The sequence below is a fragment of the Paenibacillus sp. E222 genome, assembly GCF_013401555.1.
Taxonomy (GTDB): Bacteria; Bacillota; Bacilli; order Paenibacillales; family Paenibacillaceae; genus Paenibacillus.
Window position 1 is genome coordinate 5625602 of sequence record NZ_CP058552.1, and the last position, 21141, is coordinate 5646742.

Below are 21141 nucleotides of genomic sequence, written 5' to 3' on the forward strand. Positions count from 1 at the left end.
TCTTCACGAATTCATCTAATTAGGCATGAAACTGCTGACCGTCCAGCACTTCAGGCACATAACCGGCACGAATGACGAAATCTCCAAAATGCTCACCATCATGGCGCTCTTTGGCATATTGATTCACCATTGGAGTCAATGTATCCAAAATTTCGGCTTCGCCAATATTTTCTTTGTACAATTTGTTCAAGCGATGACCGGTAAAACTTCCACCGAGGTACATATTGTATTTTCCCGGAGCTTTGCCGATAAACGAAATCTCGGCCAGCATCGGTCTTGCGCAGCCGTTCGGGCAACCCGTCATACGAATGACAATCTCTTCGTCTCTCAGCCCCGCTTCGTCCAGTACAGGCTCCAGCTTGTCGATCAGTGATGGCAGATACCGTTCGGATTCCGCCATGGCAAGACCACAAGTCGGAAGCGCCACACAAGCCATAGAGCTTCTGCGAAGCGCCGAGTAGTGAGCACCATCGGTCAGATTGTATTGCTCAATCAGTGCCTCAATCTTTTTCTTCTTCTGGCTGCTTATGTTTCCGATAATGAGATTCTGATTAGCTGTCAGACGGAAATCTCCGGTATGGATTTTGGCAATTTCACGAAGACCTGTCATGAGCGGATAACCGTCCACATCCTTCACACGTCCATTTTGAATGAACAAGGTGTAGTGCCATCTGCCGTTGCTGCCTTTCACCCAACCGTAACGATCTCCATTATGTTCAAAATGGAACTCACGCGCCGCATCCAGCTTCCAGCCGAGACGACTCGTCAGTTCTTCCACGAACCAGGCGAGGCCGCGGTCATCGATTGTATATTTGAAGCGAGCATGTTTACGCACTGCACGATCCCCATAATCACGCTGAATCATAACCGTCTTCTCCGCAACATCAATCATTTGCTCTGGTGTACAGAAACCAATGACTTTGGACACCTGAGGGTACGTCTTCGGATCACCATGAGACATCCCCATACCACCGCCGACAGATACGTTAAAGCCTTGCAGCTTGCCGTTCTCTACAATAGCGATAAAGCCGAGATCCTGCGAAAACACATCTACATCATTGGATGGCGGAACGGCAATCCCGATTTTGAACTTACGCGGCAAATACACTTTGCCGTAGATCGGTTCTACTTCTTCATCCGTGTCCTGTGAATCGATAATTTTCTCTCCATCCAGCCACAGCTCATGGTAAGCACGCGTGCGTGGATCAAGATGATTACTCACCTGGCATGCCCATTCATATACTTCAGCATGAATATCCGATTGATCCGGATTCGGGTTACACATGACGTTCCGATTGACGTCACCACATGCAGCCAGGGTGCTGAGCAACGAATCGTTCACTTCCCGAATGGTATTTTTGAGGTCCCATTTAAGCACACCATGCAGCTGAAATGACTGGCGCGTCGTCAGACGAATGGTTTCATTCGCATATTTATGTGCTACACGATCCATCATTAACCACTGTTCGGGTGTAACAATTCCTCCGGAAGCACGCACACGCAACATGAATTGGTACGCAGGCTCCAGCTTGGATTTATTCCGCTCATTACGCAGGTCGCGGTCGTCTTGCATATAACTGCCGTGATGTTTCATCAGACGGTTATCGTCCTCAGGAATCGCACCACTGATCCGATCCGCCAGCGTTTCAGTCAGACTTCCACGCAAGTAGTTACTTTTGATCTTTATATCTTCCACATCGCTGTTCGTGCGCTGCGGGTTAAGTAAGTTATTATAAGCCATGCTGCTTTCTCCTCTCGTATCTCCGGGATGCCTCATCCGGCATATGCTCTGTAATTAATATACATCCCGCTGATACCGTTTTTCCTGCTGCAAACGTGTCAGATATTCCGCTGCCTGTTCAGGTGTCAGGCCACCCTCTTGTTCAAGAATGGTTGCCAGTGCAGCATGAACATCATGTGCCATTCGTTTCTCGTCACCACAGATATATATAACTGCGCCTTCCTGTAACCACTGATACAGCTCTTTACTATGTTCCAGCATGCGATGCTGCACATATACTTTCTCTTCTGCATCACGGGAAAAAGCGACATCCATCTTCGTAAGAACGCCGTCTTTGAGCCAGCGCTGCCATTCAGTCTGATAAAGGAAATCGGTGGAGAAATGCTGATCACCGTAGAACAGCCACGTCTTGCCTTCTGCACCTGTCTCTTCACGCTCTCCAAGGAAAGATCTGAACGGAGCTACACCTGTACCTGGTCCAATCATGATGATTGGAGCATCCGGGTTCTCCGGCAGTTTGAAGTTTGGATTTTGCTGAATGAATACAGGCAATGTATCCCCTAATTCGACTCGTTCAGCTAGATGAACAGAGCACACACCGTAGCGCTCTCTGCCACGTGATTCATAACGTACTGCACGAACGGTAAGATGAACTTCATCCGGGAAAGATTTCGAACTGCTTGCGATCGAATATAGACGTGCCGGGATTTTGCGAAGCACAGCTACGAACGCTGCAGCCGGAATACCTTTAAGCCCATAATCCTGTACCAAATCCAGCAAATCACAGCTGTTCATGACTTTCCGGAATTCCGAATCATCTGCAAGCAGGGCGGGCAACCCGCTACCCGGGCTCAGCGTTGCCAGTTGCTCCACAACGGGTCTTGTAACAGCAGTAATTTCGAAATAACGCAATAATGCTTCACGTACAGATACCTGGTCTCCACTTTTATTCACCGTAACGCGCTCATCCGCATTCCATTCCATGGCTGAAATCAGCTCATCAACAAGGCGTGGATGATTCTCAGGGAATACACCGAGGCTGTCGCCCGGCTCGTAGTCCAGATTGGAACCTTCCAGAGACAATTCGATATGACGTGTCTCGCGGTCCGATCCTCTGCCGTTCAGGTTGAGATTTTCCAGCACTTCCGCTTTGAATGGATTCGTCCGGTTGAACTCGGATTCACCGCTGCTTATTGCCGCTCCAACCGCTTCACTGGTTACCGCTCCCGCAGCAGCAGGTGTGCTGCTGAGTGAAGCAAGCACATCATTCATCCACTGTGCAGCCGCTTCATCAAAATCAACATCACAGTCCACACGTGGTACAAGCGCTGTTCCTCCAAGCTCTTGCAAACGAATGTCAAAATCCTTTCCTGTCTTACAGAAGAACTCATACGAAGTATCTCCCAAAGCCAATACGGAGTAACGTAATCCTTCGAGCTTCGGAGCCCGTTTGCTATGCAGGAACTCATGCAGCGGAATTGCATTATCCGGCGGTTCGCCTTCTCCATGTGTGCTGACAATAATGAGAAGATTTTCTACTTTTTTCAGTCCGTTCGGTTTGAAATCTCCCATTGACGACAGCGTCACCTGAAGACCCTGCTCTTCCAGCTTTTTCGCCAGTTTCTTGGACAGTCCACTGGAGTTCCCGGTTTGTGATCCAAAGAGTACCGTAACTTCCCTGGACACCACAGCAGGTGCGCCTTCAGAAGTAGTACCTGCAGAAGATGCAGGCTGTTGTTCCACACCAGCAGGTGCAGCTACAGCCGCAAATCCCTGAATGGCTGTCAGATATCCGCTAAGCCACGTTTTCTGTCCATCGTTCAATGTAGGAATAAGGCGATTGAGCAGCTCAACCTGTTCCTGATTAAAAGGGCTGTTTGTCACTTGAAGTTCCACCATTTGCCACCTCGCGCATTACGTCAATTTTAATTCCTACTAAAATGATCATATTAATTTCTACTCTCTTGAACCTACCATACCCGATGGTAAGGGTCAATTTCGATGATTTTATGGTATTTATCAGTTTCACTGATAAAGGACAAAAAAACAACAAATCCCCTCCCCCTCAACACAGGATGGTTTTGTTGTTTTTTTAATTTAGGAGCAGTTAGTTCGAAGTCGAAAGCGGAATATATTCGCTAAAATGATTCTCCAGCACTTTATTTTTATCTCCATATACTCTGTCCAGATGATTCTCTCCCCACAGACAGATGCGGTCGATGATTGCCTGCAGTGTTAAGCCATACTCGGTCAGCTCATACTCTACCTTGGGCGGAATCTGAGGATGAATAATCCGATGGATGATTTCATTCTTTTCAAGATCACGCAGCTGCTGGGTAAGGACCTTCTGGGTAATGCCAGGGATGGCTCTGCGAAGTTCACTTGTTCGTTTTTTACCTGATATCAGTTGATGCAGAATAAGAATCCTCCATTTTCCACCGACCAGTTCCAGCATTGCCTGTACACCGCTCTCATATTTTTTCAATTCCTGTTCCAATCGTAATCCCCCTTAAATCACATATATGTATATCCATTATTAAAAGTAACCGAAGAACCTCAAGGTATCTACAGCACTCGAAGGTGCGTACTTCTCAAAAAGATGTCATGAAACTTATAATAACATTGGTCAGAACGTTAAACCAAAAAATAAAGGAAAAAGGATGGTTACTCATACATGAAAATCAAGCTGGTTGTTACTCACCCAAGACAGGACTCCCTAACATTTGCCGTGATGAATCGTTTTATAGAAGGTTTAAAGGAAAATGACCACGAAATCGATATCCTTGATCTGTATCGTGATGGATTCGATCCGTTATATAGCGTAGAAGATGAGCGAGATTGGCAAAATCCTGAGAAGCAGCATGCCCCTGTGATTCGCAAAGAGCTGGATCGTGTTCTAGCGGCTGATGCCATTGTATTTATTTTCCCGGTATGGTGGTACAACGTTCCTTCCATGCTCAAAGCTTATCTGGACAAGGTATGGAACATGGGGCTGCTAAACAAGGCAAACTCTAAAAAGGCACTCTGGATTGCACTAGCTGGAGGAACGGAAGCTTCATTCCATAAATACGATTATTACAATATGATTTCGAATTATCTGAATAACGGGATCGCGGGTTATGCAAGAATGCAGGAATCCCGAGTCGAGTTTCTCTATGAAACCATTTCAGAATCCAAAGAACATATCGAAAGCTTGCTGGAGCAAGCATACCAAATCGGCAAACATTACAATTAACAAATCGCAGACATTACAGATAATAATTCGTAGAATCTACAGATAACAACTTTAAAACGACATTAAACTACTCGTTCGTTGAGTTAATTACTTATCGCCCATGGCTGGCGTACAATTAAGAAGGCTTACTCCAACCTGGGTTCCAGGTCAAAGCAAGCCTTCTTTTTCACACGCTACGATGCTGGTGTATCATCATTTCTTCCATACCAGTTTGCTCATCATCGCATATAACAACGTAGCCGATTCGGCTCGGGTTGCTTCGGCAAGTGGTTTCACCTCATCGTTGTACCCGTGGGCGATGCCCAGATCCACAAGTAATGCCACACTATCCCGGGCATAAGAGCGAATCTCGGAAGCATCACGGAAACGAGTAAGGTTATCAGTTCCAGCCTTCTCGGAGTCAACCAGTCCAGCCGCCGCAAGTGCCCTCACTGTCAATGTCATCATCTCCTGACGAGTGATCGTGGACTCTGGCAAGAAGCGCCCGTCACCTTTACCACTGGTGATACCTAGCGAACGAGCAGCTGTAACTGCTTCGTAATATGAAGCCTTTTCGTTTACATCAGAGAACGCATTCCCGGAAGAAGCATTCAAGCCCAGCGCAGTCATCAACCATTGCATGTATTGGCCGCGGGTCATCTCCTGTTTTGGATGTAACTGGGTGGAATCACCGCTTGCCTCAGCATCAATTACACCTCGGACAGCCAAAGCCTCCATTGCTTTCTTGGCCCACTGCACTTCTGCAAGATCTGCGAATGTCTGCTCCACAGACACAACAGCATAATTTCCTGTGAGTGATGTTACGGAAAATACAAGCTGCCCGCTTTTTTGATCGTAGTAACTTTGCGGCAATGGGGTTGCCACACCGTTCGCACCAATGGCAAATGCTACAATCCGATCCTGCTGAGCATTTTGTGATGATTGGTAAGGCAGACGAAGGTTCAACTCGCTTTCCGATGGCCATGGTTGACCATCGAGTTGAAGTCCAATCTGGACTCCATATTGCGTGCCAAGCTGATCTGCCACTGTTTTTGGTAACTCTGTTCTGACCAATCGGATGGATGCAATACCATCACCAACGATATCCTTCGTTAACAGTGTCGCAGGAAGCTCCAACATGCCCAGCTCTGTAACCAAGTTGAACACATGTGACTCACCCTGAGCTATCAACGCAGAGGCAGGGAGAGATACTTCATATGCCGTTGCTCCCGAAACCGGCTTCAACCGAAGTTCGACCAAGCGCTGACCCGCATCTGTTACAGGGGCAACTTTAAAAGCCTCTTTAATCGTTGAAACATCTACGTTAGACTTCACTACACCCTTCTGGTCAGACTGTCCCTGCAACTCCAGAACGGAACGGTCTTTCTCCGGTTTAGGTTGTGGTACAGCATTCTCTGCACTTGGGTTACCACTTCCTGATTGTCCGCCATTGTTGCCTAAACCAGAACCATTTCCTGGATTTCCACCGGAATTGCCGCCTGAACCAGGGTCCGGGCCTCCTGGAGAAGGAACAGATGCCGGCACCTTCAACGTCAACGGTACAGTCAGGGCTCTACTGTCGTCAGAAGTTCGAGTAATTTCCAACTCCAGTGTTACTGTTGTTTCCTTAGATGGTGGGACAATCGTTCCATCGGTTTGAATGACCGACGGTACCGAACTGGAAGCGATCTTCACCGTGAAACCTTGTGGCACGGATGGTAACTTCAGTTTTTTTGCACCTGCGGAAGGCTGTTCCAGTGCCGTAATCCCTGTTGCTACATCCGCAGCGCTCTGCTGAGCCGTGTGCACCTGATAAGCGGAAGATACACCTCTCAAGGATTGCCCCGTCGCATCCAAAGCTTCCACTTTGTAATAATATTCCGTGCCGGGGTTCAGTTCACTGTCCGTGTACTCCCGTCCATTGCCGTTATAGACCACCTTGTACTCACCTTGCTCACGATCTGAGCGGTAGAGCTTGTAGCTTGCTGCACCAAGATGAGCATCCCAGTGAAGCGTTGCACTCGTTGAATCCACCGCATCCGCATTGAGACCAGCACTGTCATTAACAGGTGGCGTAGCATCTGGCTGAACGATCATTATCCAACTAATCATCGGGTCTTGCGATGCCGTATTGCGCACGGTTAACTCCAGTTTGTTGTCCAACACACCAATGCCTTTGTGGGCTCTAACACTGGCAGGCGTAAACGTAACAGCCCCGGTATTGGCGCCATTGATGATGAAATTCGCTCTGCGCGATGTATTGGTCCACGGATCGTTGAATCCAGCGTACACATCGTACGTCCCGTTTGGTACATCGAATTTATAGGTTAAATCCGTGCCTTTAGGAGAATTACTGACATTACCACCGTTCAGATAACGTACGGTCGAGAATATATCCCCGCCATTCGAACCGGATGGCAGTGCATCTGCGCTGACATAACCCCAATTACGCCCCTCAGCCGGAGCGTACATCTGATCGGCCGCTCCCGGGTTCGCAAGTGTTCCTTTCATATAAGCACCCATGAGATTGTAATCAGCCGTTTCGTAACCTCCGCTATTCACAAAATATAATGTATTCTCCGGAATGACATTTACGCGAACTGCCTGCTTTTTGTTGTTAAATTCCGGTGTCGTTACCTGTAACGTGAGCGGTCCTGGCTTAGCAAAATCTTCTGCCGTCATGGACCGGTTATCAATTGTCCATACTGCTGGTGTTGACACCAGTTCACCACCGTCGCGTACGTTCAATCTCGTTGGCAAGGATGGTACTTTGCCAAGCGCCACGGCTTCTGGCAATGGATCAGCGATATCCACCTTGCCCATCGAATTCAGCAGATCCGGTGTCCAACTGTTATACCACTTGATCGCGATATCGGAGCCTATTCCAAACTCAATGGGCAAGAACACGTATTTTGCGGCGTCATTCGAGAAATTTCCACCATTCCACGTATCCCCCACGTAAATGAACTTGCCTTTTTCCGGATCGACCGGAATGACGGATGTGGTCTGTGTGCCAAATGCCTTGCCTGGATCGGGATCACTTGGCAACGTGCGAACGAATGGATTGGTCTGCGTTGACCACGGGCCAAAAATGTTATCCGCCACCGTCACTTTGTTTTCGTTAGGGGCCCAGCCGGAAGCTCCGGAAGTCAAAATATAATATTTTCCCTGATACTTGAACATTGCTGGCGCTTCCCGTTGCCCTCCCGTGAATACACGCACGTAATCTACGCCATACTCGGCCTGATAGGTCGAATCACGTACCGGATTGCCTTTGTCATCCGTTCGTCCTTCCTTATGCCACCCTGTTACATCACTGTAGTCTTCATTCAGTTTGGAGATATAGAGTGTCAGGTTTTCTTCGCTGGAGTAGATCAGATAACCGGTACCGTCATCATCCTTGAACAACGTCATGTCACGGGCCATGCCCTTATCGCTTGGGAAGTAATCTTTCTCCCCTTCCGGAGCTCTGTCCATCCGGTAACTCTTCTGATACACAAAAGGCCCTGTTGGAGAGTCGCTGATTGCGTAGCCAGCCCGCGCCTTACCGTAATTCGCATTATCGTTATAGGGGTCCTTGTCGCCGTCCATGTGGGCCCACATCACGTATTTCTTCGTTTTGTCGTTATAGATCACCTTTGGTCGTTCAATGATCCGTCCTTTGCGGATATCTGCCCAGATATCTACGCGGTCTTCACGCCCCGCATACAATTCGGAGATCAACGGGTCATTATCAAAATCATCCATGGATTGAAGTGTTGTTAGAGCCATGCCTCGGTCCGTCCAATTCATGAGATCCTTCGATGAATACACACGCACACCAACAGCTGGCCAGCCGCCCTTATGATATTCGCCATACCAGTAATAAGTCTCCGTCTGTTCATCATAGAAAAAGCCAGCCCCATGCGCATCGATCGGCTTCCCGTCCAGATCTGGCCACAGTTGCCCTGGTGTAATGCTTGTGCGAACTGTGGCAACACCCAACGGTGCGGATGCTGGAGAAGTCACACCGTCCACGGTCGCCTGGATCATGTAAAAATATCCTGTGCCCATCGTCAGACCACTATCGTTAAACGTGCTTTCATTGCCACTATATACCTGCTGATACGTACCCGTAGCGCTGGTAGACCTGGAGAGCTTATATGTTACATTAGATCCAGGCAAGACATTCCACCCCAGAGAGATTGATGTGTCCGTCACAGCTGTGGCAGCGAACTCTGCTGGAGAGTCAATGGAATATGTCGTGGCTTCTGCAACAGTGGCAGCTGACTCACCAGCTGCATTAAAGGCCGTCACACGATAGCTGTAGCTGGTGCCCGGCTCAAGTGCATTATCCGTGAATGTTAGCCCTTTACCTTCATAGATCTGCTCGTATTGCTCACTGCCAGCTTCGGCCCGAACCACGCGATAACCAGTTGACTTGTCCACGGCGGACCAAGATAGCTTCACGCTTGTGGCATTGAGTGCTTCGGCCTTTAATTCGCCAGGAGCCTGTGGTGCCGCCGCAGTCGTCCGAACTTCCAGCGGAGCAGTCCACAGTGACTCGGTTAGACCTCCGTATTCATAAGCGAGTTTGTAATAATACACCGTATCCCCGCTTAATCCTACATCCGTGTGTCCCAAAGATCCGGTACTAGTTACCAGAGAATAACCGCCTTCAGGCGTAGAGGAACGGTACAGGCGATAGGCTGATGCACCCGCGATTTCAGACCATTGCAGTGAAACCGAAGACGCCGTCTGCTCAGCAATAGAGAGCTGAATATCGTTCCCAGGCGGTTGCTCGGCGATGATCACGTCATCTGCATGTACCGACTGCCACTTATTCCGAATGCCTACGGTACCTGACCCGTATGTAGTATCGAACAGATCAAATACTAACCGATCGGAGCCGTTTTCTGCGATATACCCGCGAATGGTGGTACCTGATAGCACCACTTTAAGTGTGTACCATGTATTTTTGGCAAACGCATAATCCACCGTGTTCAAAGTAGTATCTGTTCCGTTCACCCGTTTGGAGAAAACGAGTTTATTATTGGGGACCTGCATTTGAAAATAGTAAAAGTTGTTCTTATCCTGAAACCGCGGCAATATTCCCGGATACCCCTGACCGGCTCCCGAGTAAAAGCGCATGGACACGGTCATGTCCGACATGGAGTCTCCAGTAGAGATGATGCCTTCATTGGTGTCACTCTGGAAAAGCGTGGTGTTGGACGTATCTGTCGGGTCCGCGAGTACTTCCCAATTGCCTGAGCTTACGTTCCACGCAGGTGATTCCGTGTAATTCCCATCCGAAAAATCGTCCTGAAGCAACGTGGCGGGTATACTGCTCAGATCGGCATACGCCATACTCGGCAGCATCAACGGTCCGGAAGACAGCGCAAGGGTTGCAGATAACATAAATATCATTGGTTTCCTGAGTTTATCCAATGTTCATTCTCTCCTTTGGCGTGAAAGATGAAAGCATGGTTCTTGAACGCGCGGTGTTGTTATTCAGCCTATCCTTCTCAGCAGCCAGCGGTCAGTACAAAGCGTGGTCCACCTCCTCATTTTAATGAAACCGGTTTCATCGAAGTGCAAAAAAAGACCTGTCTTCCCTTCTAAGTGCAATGATACCCATACGGAATACCGTGTCTTTCTTGCCCCTATGCAGTGAAACAGGTTTCTAATATATAAATGTAATCGCTTTCTTGGATTATATTATTGCCTTATTCAAGCTGTCAACTGTGAATTGGGCTCAAACATTTTTCGTTAAAACCACGCAAAAAAGGCGCGAGTTCTGCCTGTTTTGCAAGCAAAATTCGCGCCTCTTCTCACCCTCCGAGCTTATGCAAGCTCGCTCGTATTGTATTATCTTAGAATACTTTCGTGGTCCACGACTCACAATTCCATGTCTCTGTAACCACATCACGATAGAATTCAGGTTCGTGAGAGATCAGCAGAATGCTGCCTTTGTAGGCTTTGAGTGCACGTTTCAACTCTTCCTTCGCATCAACGTCTAGATGGTTCGTCGGCTCATCGAGTACGAGCAGGTTCGTTTCGTTATTGATCAGTTTGCAGAGACGCACTTTGGCTTTCTCGCCACCGCTCAGTACCGCGACCTTGCTCTCAATATGCTTGGTAGTCAGTCCGCATTTTGCGAGTGCTGCACGCACTTCAAATTGGGTATAGGAAGGGAACTCCTGCCAGATCTCTTCGATACAGGTATTGTAATTCGCATCCTTCATCTCTTGTTGGAAATATCCAATCTCCAGATGTTCACCCCGCTGAACGGTTCCTTCCAAAGCTGGAATCTCACCCAGAATGCTGCGCATCAGCGTTGTTTTACCGATACCGTTCGCACCAACGAGGGCGATCTTCTGTCCACGCTCCATACGCAGATCCAGTGGTCTGGACAACGGTTCGTTGTATCCAATGACAAGACCTTTTGTTTCGAAAATGAGCTTGCCGGACGTTCTGGCATCACGGAAGTTAAACTGTGGTTTCGGTTTTTCCTTGGCGATTTCGATAACATCCATCTTGTCCAGCTTCTTCTGTCTGGACATCGCCATGTTGCGCGTAGCCACACTTGCCTTGTTCCGGGCCACGAAGTCCTTGAGATCGGCAATTTCCTGTTGTTGGCGCTTATACGCCGACTCCAGCTGCTGTTTTTTCATCTCATGGACTTCCTGGAAGTGACTATAATCGCCCACATAGCGGGTGAGATCCTGATTTTCCATGTGATAGATCAAGTTAATTACACTGTTCAGGAACGGGATATCATGCGAGATCAGAATAAAGGCATTCTCATATTCCTGCAAATAGCGTTTCAGCCATTCGATATGCAATTCATCCAGATAGTTCGTAGGCTCATCCAGGAGCAAAATATCCGGTTTTTCAAGCAGCAGCTTGGCGAGCAGTACCTTCGTACGTTGTCCACCACTAAGATCGTTTACGTCCTTATCCAGACCAATATCGGTCAGACCCAGACCGCGTGCTGTCTCGTCGACTTTGGCATCGATCATATAGAAATCCTGGTTAGTCAGCGTATCCTGAATCGTACCTACGTCCTCCAGCAGCTGTTCCAATTCCTCTGGAGTTACATCGCCCATCTTGCCATACATATCATTCATTTCCTGTTCCATGTCGAACAAATACTGGAATGCTCCACGAAGAACATCACGAATGGATTGTCCCTTGCTGAGCACAGCGTGCTGATCCAAATATCCGACACGCATGCGTTTGGACCACTCCACTTTACCTTCATCGGGCTGGAGTTTACCCGTAATAATGTTCATGAAGGTGGATTTACCCTCACCATTGGCCCCGATCAGACCAATATGTTCGCCTTTCAGGAGGCGGAAAGAAACGTTGTTAAAGATAGCACGGTCACCAAAACCGTGACTTAATTTTTCCACATTTAATATGCTCATTCATGACACCTTTTCTATATAGACTTAATTCTTTGTATATTATAAGCGTTATATCATGCACAACTCAACGCCATATTGTAAATTCACCACCATCTTTCGATGAAATGTCCTTCGTTTTGACCCCTGATCCTCTCAAACTGATATCAATGACATTTGCCTTATAGGTATGGATGGGTTAAAATTTTTCCTTAAACGACTTACTACTATAAGAATGGAGCTCTCTTGGAGAGCATCAGGTGAAAATCATGATTGAAGTGAAACAATCCAAATTGGGTAATGGTGAATTTAACCGCGGCGTATTTGCGACCGTAGACATTCCGAAAGGCCAGCTGATCCATCAGGCTCCGGTTGTCCCTTATCCCAATGAAGACCACGAACATGTTGAGAAAACAATTCTCGAAGATTACGTATTCGAATACGGAGCCAATCATACGGCTATCCTGCTGGGCTACGGCAGTTTGATCAATCATTCTTACGAGCCTAATGCCACCTATGACATCAACTTCGAAAACCACACCTTTGACTTCTATGCCTATAAAGATATCAAAGCCGGTGAAGAAGTATTGATCAATTATAATGGCGAGGAAGATAACATGGACCCATTATGGTTCCTGGATGATTACGAGGAACGTATGCGTGAGCTGAACGAAACAAGTGATGGTGAAGAGGATGCTGATGACATCGAGTCTGGCTCCAAGAACACGGATTCAAGCAAATAAACAAGACTTCGATGATAAGCTACAGCAGCAGTGCAGCATCATGTGAAAAAAAACTTAAATAAACCCCAACATAATCCGTTGTAGGCTTGATAAATTAACCTATGGCGCTGCCTAATGCAAACGAAAACAAGCAAGCCCTCCACAAAGGAAGACTTGCTTGTTTTAGGTATGTTGTGGTAACGTCACATTCCCAACCAAACCCATCTTAATCGACAATAGGTGGGTCAGTGTGCAAATCCTGATCCGGTTCAGTCAATTTCCATTTGGTAAACGCAACCTCAAACCCGGCACGCTTCGGTGAACAGAGAAACGGTCCTGCCTGTTTGTTCGTTGGATAAGCAAACCGAGCAACCCGAATTGTGCGCCAAGGATGCTCGTCCGTGCGGGCACGAATGACTACGGATTCGTCGTGGTACGAAGCCCGAATGGTAACGATGCGACCACCCCACTCCGGTACAGGTGAGAGCGACCAATCGGAAAATCGATCCGTTACGACCGCCCCTACATGAGCCACGCCGTCATTTACTTCAACCCCCGCCTTGATCCATTGATCCTGGCCATGCCAAAGCATTAATCCTGCCTGATCATATAATTCCGTGAATGAACTCAGATCGAACGATACTTCGATTGCCTTGGTTCCATCCCATGGAGCAAGCATGGCATGCCCATTCTGATGACAGAAACCATAGAAGGTCTTCTCCCAGAAGTCACTGCCCTCCTGTGCCTCCACAATCAGACGGTCACCTTCCGTTCGTGCCTGAACCGGCTCGGTGGTCCACTCGGCTTCATGAATCCGATGAAAATGAACTGACATGATTCTTCCCTTCCTTCCACATTCACGTCTTGTAACCTCGTTACTATATAAAATGAACTGAAGACTATAACACTCTGATACTTCAATTGCAGAACCATCTTCCGATCGCTGTTATCCCCAGATTTTTTTGATCCATTTTCAAATGGAAAAATCCGGGGATAAAGGCGAACGCTCCGCTTCTTCAGATTGGTTCAGCACTTTCCGTTTCGTGTAATCTTCTTTTTACTTTATATAGACACAAATTACAACACATGAGTTCATCTAGAATAAAGAGCCCATATCCGATGCGGCTGTAGGATATGCAAAATTCATGGTGTTTAGCTGATCGGTCGTCAAATCGAACTGAATAGCCATGGCGAAGAGGTTAATCAGTTCTTCTGTTTTGCCACCCAATACATGAGCACCCAGGATACGCCCTGTTGCCTTGTCGATTACGACTTTGGCCATGGCAAATTTTTCATTCGTACGTTTATAAGTATACCATTTTGACATGTCATTTACCTTCACCTCGAAACCCTCTTTTTTGGCCTGCTCCACAGTAAGACCTACAGACCCCAGGGATGGCACGGTAAATACAATCGAAGGCATTACTTTATAATTAGGTTTGTTATGATTGCCTTCAAGCAGATTCAAGGATACTGCGCGTGATTCCTGGCCTGCGAGCGGAGTCAACGGAAGCCCTTCCGTTGCGGTAACATCGCCCGCCGCATAGACTCTTGGATTGCTTTCGCTTTGCAAGTACTCATTAACGGAGATGCCTTTTTTCGTATAGCTGACATTTCCCTTCTCCAGTTCAAGCCCATCTACATTCGGAATACGCCCTGCACCATGAACGACAAGTCCACACTGCCATTGATGATCAGCCCCATTGCGGGTTCCGCTAACCACATACGAATTTCCCTGCTGACGAATCGCCTTCACTTCCGCATTCAAGTGCACGTGAATGCCTACCTCTTCGGATTTTTGCAGCAGTAGATCCACCAGCTGTGAATCAAACTGCTCCAGCGGCTTTTCCCCTCGATGAATAATATGAACTTCCGTACCAGCTCTGGCCGCAATATGGGCAAATTCAAAAGCAATGTAACCTCCACCCACCAGAACCAATTTATCCGGCAGCTGTTCCAGATCAAGAAAATCATCGCTGTATCTCAGATGCTCTGCCCCATCAATAGGAAGTGGCGCCGGACGCGCCCCTGTTGCGATTAGAATATGTTTCCCCTGCAGCACTTCGTCCCCTACACGAATGTGATCTTCGTCGACGAAAGAAGCCTTGCCATGAAAGGTGTCCATCCCGGCCTGCTTGAACTTATCCTCGCTTGCTCTCGGAATACTCTCCGTAAACGTTCGCTTGAACGCCATAAGATCCGACCACTGAATAGAGGCGTTACCTTCCACTCCTTTGCCCTTCATTCGTTCATTCCAGTCGATAAGTTCAGCCGCTCCTGCAAGTACTTTTTTGGGATCACAGCCCCGCAACGCACAGGTTCCACCAAACTCTCGTTCATCAATCACGGCAATGTTCCATCCGGCTTCGGCGCAGCGGGATAGTACAGAGCTTGCAGCGCTCCCGGTTCCAATCGCGATCAGATCATAAGGTTGTGTCATGGTAGTTCCTCCTCTTCATGTATAACCGTGAATATCAAGCTATAGTAACCCTGCTTTTTGCAAATAATCTGTTGCCACTTGTTCTGGACTGGCTCCATTAACGTTCACTTCGTAATTCATTTGGCGCATCTCATCATCCGTGATCCGACCTGCAAGTTGATTCAGCACCTCCACCAGCTGCGGATATTGGTCTGCCGTTTCTTTGCGGAGCATCGGTGCTCCCTGATATGGCGGGAACAATTCCTGATCATCCTCCAGCACAACGAGTTTATACTGTCTCAGTTCACTGTCTGTGGAGTAAGCATCCAGCAAATTAATATCTCCACGCTGAACGGCTGAATAACGCAGTTTCGGTTCCATTGTGGCTACGTTCGGGAATTTGATGCCATATTTCTTCTGAATTCCAACATATCCGTCTTCCCGATCAGAGAATTCCAGTGTGAATCCTGCCTTGATCTGCTGCTGTACCGCCTTGAGATCGGATATCGTCTTCAGATTATACTGATCGGCAACCTTCTGAGGCACGGCCAACGTATACGTATTGTTGTAATCCATCGGGTTCAGAAGAACCATATTGAATTGGCTCAACATCCCGTCTCTTGCTTGTTCATACACTTCTGTGCGATCAGTGCTAACTGCGGTTTCCTTCATAAATTCAGAGATGGCGGTACCCGTAAACTCTGGATAAATATCAATATCACCTGATTTCAGTGCATTGAACAGAAATGTGGTTTTTCCCAATCCTGGTTTCAATTCAACCTTCAGATCGGTATCTTTTTCAATCAGCAATTTGTACATATTAATCAGAATCTCCGGTTCGGCACCCAGCTTGCCGGCAATAACCAGATCTTTCTGCCCTCCACGGGAGAGCCAAGGAATCGTGATTACCAGAATGGCAACCAGAGCGAGTGTTCCAAGAGTAACCAGCGTTTTCTTGAACGATAAACGTTGGAACTGGCGGAGCAGCACATCAAACAAAATGGCAAGCAATGCGGCCGGGATGGCTCCCAGAATAATCAATGCAGTATCATTTCGATCGATACCAAGCAAAATGAGTTCACCCAGACCCCCTGCACCAATCAGGGCAGCAAGTGTTGCTGTACCTACAATCAGAACCATTGCGGTACGAATCCCTGCCATAATGACAGGCATCGCGAGTGGCAGCTCCACTTTGGTCAGACGTTGACGACTGTTCATGCCCATTGCATTCGCTGCCTCGACCATGGAAGGATCAACTTCGGATATGCCTGTGTACGTGTTGCGAAGTACGGGAAGCAGGGCATACACGACAAGTGCAATAATCGCAGGAAGTGTACCAATGCCGAATAACGGAATGAGCAATCCGAGAAGGGCCAGGGAAGGGATCGTTTGCAATACGGCTGTAACCCCAATAATCGGCTCAGCCACTCTTGGCTTACGTGTCAGGTAGATGCCAAGCGGGATCGCGATCAGAACGGCAAAGAACAACGCGATAAATGAGATTTGAATATGCTCAAGCAGGGCAGATAATAACTGTCCATTGCGCTCGCTGAACACTTCCGTAAATCTACTCATGTCCCTCACCTCGTTCCTGCAACTGCCCGGACCAGTACCGGATCAGATCGGCTCGACTGACTTCCCCTATAATCTGGCGGTCTCTCTCAACCAGTAAATGGTCATGGGCAGACATGATCTCCACAAAATCCGGCAGCGTAATCGATACGGGAACAGCCGTTTTGGCTGACTTCGGAACATGCCCGGGTGAGAGCGGTGACATGATCGTTTCAAGATCAAATTTTGAAGACAGTCGTTCTTTTTCGCCGGATACCTTTTGTATTTCATACATTGGGGCGCCCCCACCAGATTCAGGCTGCAAACTCCTCTCCGGAGCTGAACTACCAACAAAGTCACGTACAAATTCATTCGCTGGCTGGTGGATTAGTTCTTCCGGGGTGCCTACCTGTAACACTTGCCCATCCTTCATGATGCAGATACGATCCCCCAGCTTCATCGCTTCCTGAATATCATGAGTAACAAACACAATCGTCTTCTTCATCTGACGCTGAATGTCCAGAATATCATCCTGTAACTTCTCGCGGCTTATCGGGTCAAGTGCACTGAATGGTTCATCCATCAGTACAATTTCGGGATCGGCAGCGAGTGCACGCAATACACCGATTCTCTGTTGTTGTCCACCAGATAGCTCAGCAGGCTTCCGATCACTGTATGTGGTACCTTTCAGTCCGACCATGTCCAGCAAAGTATGTACGCGCTCCTTGATTTGCTCTGACTTCCACTTTCGGAGTTCAGGAACAACCGCAATATTTTCGGCAATCGTCATATGTGGGAACAGTGCAATCTGTTGCAGCACATAACCGATATTCCAGCGCAATTCATGAATGTTATATTCATCGATAGGTCGTTCGTTAATTCGTACGGTCCCATCTGAACGCTCGATCAGGCGATTGATCATTTTGAGCATTGTAGTTTTGCCGCAACCGCTCGGACCAATCATGACGAACAGCTCTCCCTTATTAATATTGAGATTAACCTGACGCAGAGCATGGGTTCCATCAGGGTATTGCTTGGATACATTTTCGAACTGAATCATCCGCTCTCTTCTCTCCTTTTATCAAACAATCATTCTCATCTATTTCCCCAAAAGCGTACACATATAATCACCGTGCTGAGTGGGGTATTGTTGTTTCAGTAGAAATTGGAATACGAACGGGTTCCTCCAAAGGTTGAACAATCAGCAAAAAAGACGGGCCTTCCGGCACCGTCTTCTTATTATTCAGCAGAATTTGCTTCCAATATTTTTATAATAATTCTTCTATGATTCCCCTCATTGCATATGCACAGCTCATATCATTACGGGGCCGGAAACCCTGTAAGTTGCTGGCATGTTCAGTCGTTTATTGGATCAGTCCATACAGCATGAATCTTTATCAGATGCGGAATTGAGGAACAGCATGATTCAGGCGGGAATGTCGGAAGATTACGCCGGTTATATAGGTCCGTCTTCATCAACGGAAGCACTGCCAAGCAATACGAATCGTTTAACGCCGCCCATAACGCTTCCTTGAGGAACGGAATCATTACGGCTTCCGGTGATCAGTCAAGAAAATAAATGCTTCGATTTTTGCCAAAGTGGTATAATGACAGTAGAAGTTGAATTCATTCATTTACCATTACGATCATGCCAATATATAAAGGAGTGTAGCGATATGCATATTCAAATTACAGATTTGGCTGCTGCGCGATTAACTGAAAGCCTGAATGATCAGCCCGGTTATTTCAAAGTGATCTATGATATGGAAGGTTGTGGCTGTAACGGAATTATCGCCATACTTATCGTGGATAAACCTGAAGCTCTGGATGTACAAATTGAAACCAATCTGGTGCCATTCTATGTCGATCCGAAGCAGCAGCTAAACCTGGAGCAGCACATGAAGCTCGATACGGAACCCAACTATCCTTCTTTCAAATTAAGCAGTGATTCCGGTGTACTCAGCAGCAATGTGCGTGTTCGGGATGCCCGCGCAGTGGCTGTTGGAAGCTCCAGCAATTCTGTTTCATGCGAGCTGTAATCCAAAGATTTGTGGCTGATATAATGAGCATTTGATTCGCCTATCTATGTATACACAAAGACTTTGCACAAAAGGTGCAGAGTCTTTTTTGTGTTCTTTTTCTCGCCAGACAATTAAAAGCTATGAATCTCGCAAACTTTGTTTACAACTCGGAAACAATTGGAGAACCTATGGATATAATCCTCTAGTATACTCGGTATATAACAAATCACGAGATTGATATAACCCGAGGAGGAACACACATCATGAAATCTTTCACACGTAAATCCATCGTATCCACGATACTTATAGGTTCTGTCGTAGCAGGCTCAGCATTCACCACGCTGCCCTTCACTAAGGAGCTGAATCCAGTCGCATCTGCTGCCAGCTCCAGCTTTACTCAATTCCTGCACGATAATGCACCTGGACGCACAATCAAAACGAGCAGCAGCGGTGTGGCAACGGTAACGAATCTATCAAGCACGGTTGTGCTTGTAAATAAAAAGAGAAACCTGCCTTCAACTTATGCACCTCAGGATCTGGTTGTTCCTAACATTCCATTCAGCTTCTCCGGCTCCAGTCCGAAAAAGCAAATGCGTAAAGTAGCTGCCACAGCAATCGAGAACTTGTTCGCAGCAGCGAAAAAAGACGGCATTGATATCAAAGCGGTGTCCGGTTATCGCTCTTATGCCACCCAGAAATCCATTTTTGACCGTAATGCAAGTATCAAAGGCGAAGCCGTTGCCAATAAAACCAGTGCTCGTCCTGGACAAAGTGAACATCAGACCGGACTTGCGATGGATATCTCCAGCGCATCAGCTGGATATGATTTGCAGCAAAGCTTTGGAAACACCAAAGAAGGCAAATGGCTGAAAGCCAATGCCCATAAATACGGATTTATCATTCGTTATGGCAAAGATCAGGAGAAACTGACAGGCTACTCTTATGAGCCATGGCATGTGCGTTATGTTGGCGTGTATATTGCGGGGGAAATTACGAGTCAGAACCTTACACTCGAACAGTACCTGGAGCGCGCCAAATAAACAGTAGAAATTTGATAACCAAAGGTATTCATTCCACTCTCATATGACTATCGTATGTAAATGACAGATACAACGAACAGGACGGGGCCCGAAATCGGGCCCCGTCCTGTTGAATGATATCTACAACATTTTAATTGTTCTCCAAATCGAAAAGATAAGGATCAGCTCAACCGTGTTGGTGTAAAGGTTACGTTCGATTTATATAGCAGATTTAATGTTTACTATTCAGTGCTGTGCTCCATTCCTCTACAGCATCAACGACCTGTTTTAATTGCTGCGCTTCCTCAATCGCTGGATCATTGTCCCCTTTTTGTTTCCCATAAGAGCCAAATTGCCCATGATTCCCTCCTTCTACACTGACATACAAAGTGTCATCAGGTAGATTAGTTTTGGCACTTTCCCAAGCTTCTTTATTGAGAACTCCATCTGCTGTACCTGTAATTTGCAAAACAGATAAATCTGTGCTTTTTATGGAGCCGCCCTCATCCGCATAAGAAGCCAAGAAAAATACACCCTTAAGCTTCTCACTGTGTTCTGAAGCATATCTCGCTGCAAATGAACCTCCTAAAGAGTGTCCCCCAATAACAAATGATTCGTCTGGGTGTTCTTCAAGAAAGGAGTCCGCTTTATTTTGACCAAAAATGGCTAGATTCAGTGGCATTTCCGCAATATATACGCGATGCCCCCGTTGAGCCAGTTCTTTGGCAAATGGTGAGTAGCTTTCCGGTTCGACTAGACCTCCAGGATAAAAAATAATATTAGGTTCGATTACTTTCCCGGTTTGTGGCTCAAATTTATAACCGTCTTTGACCTCTGTTACTTTGACCTGATCATCGTTCTGAAATGCGAGTTCCGCTTGATTGGAAGGACTGTAGGTTATCGAATTGAGGTATACCAATAAACCAATGATTACAATTACGATGAAAGAAACTCCCCATATCATTATTTTAGTCCATTTGTTTTTCTTCTCTGTTTTTGCCAAAGTTAAAACCTCTTTCAAACATTATTTTGGATTAGGTTATCATTGCATTGCTGCTTCAGTTCTAGT

The 21141-nt window shown here is 47.0% G+C and carries 14 protein-coding genes; 4 read left to right on the top strand and 10 right to left on the bottom strand.

Annotated elements, in window-relative coordinates:
- Positions 1 to 19: 19 nt before the first annotated feature.
- The 3 genes from cysI to HW560_RS24865 form a co-directional block, all read right to left on the bottom strand.
- Positions 20 to 1741, bottom strand: coding sequence for an assimilatory sulfite reductase (NADPH) hemoprotein subunit (cysI, locus tag HW560_RS24855; RefSeq protein ID WP_090897035.1), 1722 nt, complete (start codon positions 1739 to 1741; stop codon positions 20 to 22).
- 54 nt (positions 1742 to 1795) lie between these two features.
- Complete coding sequence (locus HW560_RS24860; protein ID WP_179265909.1) at positions 1796 to 3637, bottom strand: assimilatory sulfite reductase (NADPH) flavoprotein subunit; 1842 nt, start codon at positions 3635 to 3637, stop codon at positions 1796 to 1798.
- Between the two features lie 211 nt (positions 3638 to 3848).
- A complete protein-coding gene (locus HW560_RS24865) occupies positions 3849 to 4238 on the bottom strand; it encodes a winged helix-turn-helix transcriptional regulator (protein ID WP_256222027.1) in 390 nt (129 codons plus the stop codon).
- Positions 4239 to 4415: 177 nt separating this feature from the next.
- Here HW560_RS24865 and HW560_RS24870 point away from each other — a divergent pair, with 177 nt between their 5' ends.
- A complete protein-coding gene (locus HW560_RS24870; protein ID WP_090897025.1) occupies positions 4416 to 4976 on the top strand; it encodes an NAD(P)H oxidoreductase in 561 nt (186 codons plus the stop codon).
- Between the two features lie 192 nt (positions 4977 to 5168).
- Here HW560_RS24870 and HW560_RS24875 read toward each other — a convergent pair whose 3' ends face one another.
- Positions 5169 to 10382, bottom strand: a complete 5214-nt coding sequence (locus HW560_RS24875; protein WP_179265027.1) for an S-layer homology domain-containing protein — start codon at positions 10380 to 10382, stop codon at positions 5169 to 5171.
- 425 nt (positions 10383 to 10807) lie between these two features.
- A complete protein-coding gene (locus HW560_RS24880; RefSeq protein WP_063563476.1) occupies positions 10808 to 12364 on the bottom strand; it encodes an ABC-F family ATP-binding cassette domain-containing protein in 1557 nt (518 codons plus the stop codon).
- A 245-nt stretch (positions 12365 to 12609) separates the two neighbouring features.
- Here HW560_RS24880 and HW560_RS24885 point away from each other — a divergent pair, with 245 nt between their 5' ends.
- Positions 12610 to 13083: an SET domain-containing protein gene (locus HW560_RS24885; protein WP_090902226.1), complete on the top strand. Its 474-nt coding sequence runs from the start codon at positions 12610 to 12612 to the stop codon at positions 13081 to 13083.
- 205 nt (positions 13084 to 13288) lie between these two features.
- Here HW560_RS24885 and HW560_RS24890 read toward each other — a convergent pair whose 3' ends face one another.
- The 4 genes from HW560_RS24890 to HW560_RS24905 all read right to left on the bottom strand — a co-directional run bounded on the left by HW560_RS24890 (position 13289) and on the right by HW560_RS24905 (position 18092).
- The gene (locus tag HW560_RS24890; protein ID WP_090897019.1) at positions 13289 to 13897 is read right to left on the bottom strand and encodes a DUF1349 domain-containing protein; all 609 of its coding nucleotides are present in this window, start codon (positions 13895 to 13897) and stop codon (positions 13289 to 13291) included.
- Between the two features lie 261 nt (positions 13898 to 14158).
- Entirely contained in the window at positions 14159 to 15502 is a 1344-nt protein-coding gene (locus HW560_RS24895; RefSeq protein ID WP_090897015.1) for a dihydrolipoyl dehydrogenase family protein, read from the bottom strand.
- Positions 15503 to 15541: 39 nt separating this feature from the next.
- Positions 15542 to 17056: an osmoprotectant update ABC transporter permease/substrate-binding subunit OpuFB gene (gene opuFB / locus HW560_RS24900; RefSeq protein ID WP_090897011.1), complete on the bottom strand. Its 1515-nt coding sequence runs from the start codon at positions 17054 to 17056 to the stop codon at positions 15542 to 15544.
- The gene (locus HW560_RS24905) at positions 17049 to 18092 is read right to left on the bottom strand and encodes an ABC transporter ATP-binding protein (protein WP_179265028.1); all 1044 of its coding nucleotides are present in this window, start codon (positions 18090 to 18092) and stop codon (positions 17049 to 17051) included. The genes opuFB and HW560_RS24905 overlap by 8 nt, the downstream gene beginning before the upstream one ends.
- A 616-nt stretch (positions 18093 to 18708) precedes the next feature.
- Here HW560_RS24905 and HW560_RS24910 point away from each other — a divergent pair.
- Together HW560_RS24910 and HW560_RS24915 are read left to right on the top strand one after the other, a co-directional pair.
- Positions 18709 to 19071, top strand: coding sequence for an iron-sulfur cluster biosynthesis family protein (locus HW560_RS24910; protein WP_090897004.1), 363 nt, complete (start codon positions 18709 to 18711; stop codon positions 19069 to 19071).
- A 245-nt stretch (positions 19072 to 19316) separates the two neighbouring features.
- Entirely contained in the window at positions 19317 to 20093 is a 777-nt protein-coding gene (locus tag HW560_RS24915) for a M15 family metallopeptidase (protein ID WP_090897001.1), read from the top strand.
- A 211-nt stretch (positions 20094 to 20304) separates the two neighbouring features.
- Here HW560_RS24915 and HW560_RS24920 read toward each other — a convergent pair whose 3' ends face one another.
- On the bottom strand, positions 20305 to 21075 hold the full coding sequence (locus HW560_RS24920) for an alpha/beta hydrolase (RefSeq protein WP_257031428.1): 771 nt from the start codon (positions 21073 to 21075) through the stop codon (positions 20305 to 20307).
- Positions 21076 to 21141 lie beyond the last annotated feature (66 nt).

Excerpts from the sequence above, each read along its gene's own strand:
- cysI (WP_090897035.1), bottom strand. The coding sequence starts at position 1,741 with ATGGCTTATAATAACTTACTTAACCCGCAGCGCACGAACAGCGATGTG.
- HW560_RS24890 (WP_090897019.1), bottom strand. The coding sequence starts at position 13,897 with ATGTCAGTTCATTTTCATCGGATTCATGAAGCCGAGTGGACCACCGAG.
- HW560_RS24905 (WP_179265028.1), bottom strand. The coding sequence starts at position 18,092 with ATGATTCAGTTCGAAAATGTATCCAAGCAATACCCTGATGGAACCCAT.
- HW560_RS24880 (WP_063563476.1), bottom strand. The coding sequence starts at position 12,364 with ATGAGCATATTAAATGTGGAAAAATTAAGTCACGGTTTTGGTGACCGT.
- HW560_RS24895 (WP_090897015.1), bottom strand. The coding sequence starts at position 15,502 with ATGACACAACCTTATGATCTGATCGCGATTGGAACCGGGAGCGCTGCA.
- HW560_RS24870 (WP_090897025.1), top strand. The coding sequence starts at position 4,416 with ATGAAAATCAAGCTGGTTGTTACTCACCCAAGACAGGACTCCCTAACA.
- opuFB (WP_090897011.1), bottom strand. The coding sequence starts at position 17,056 with ATGAGTAGATTTACGGAAGTGTTCAGCGAGCGCAATGGACAGTTATTA.
- HW560_RS24885 (WP_090902226.1), top strand. The coding sequence starts at position 12,610 with ATGATTGAAGTGAAACAATCCAAATTGGGTAATGGTGAATTTAACCGC.
- HW560_RS24915 (WP_090897001.1), top strand. The coding sequence starts at position 19,317 with ATGAAATCTTTCACACGTAAATCCATCGTATCCACGATACTTATAGGT.
- HW560_RS24910 (WP_090897004.1), top strand. The coding sequence starts at position 18,709 with ATGCATATTCAAATTACAGATTTGGCTGCTGCGCGATTAACTGAAAGC.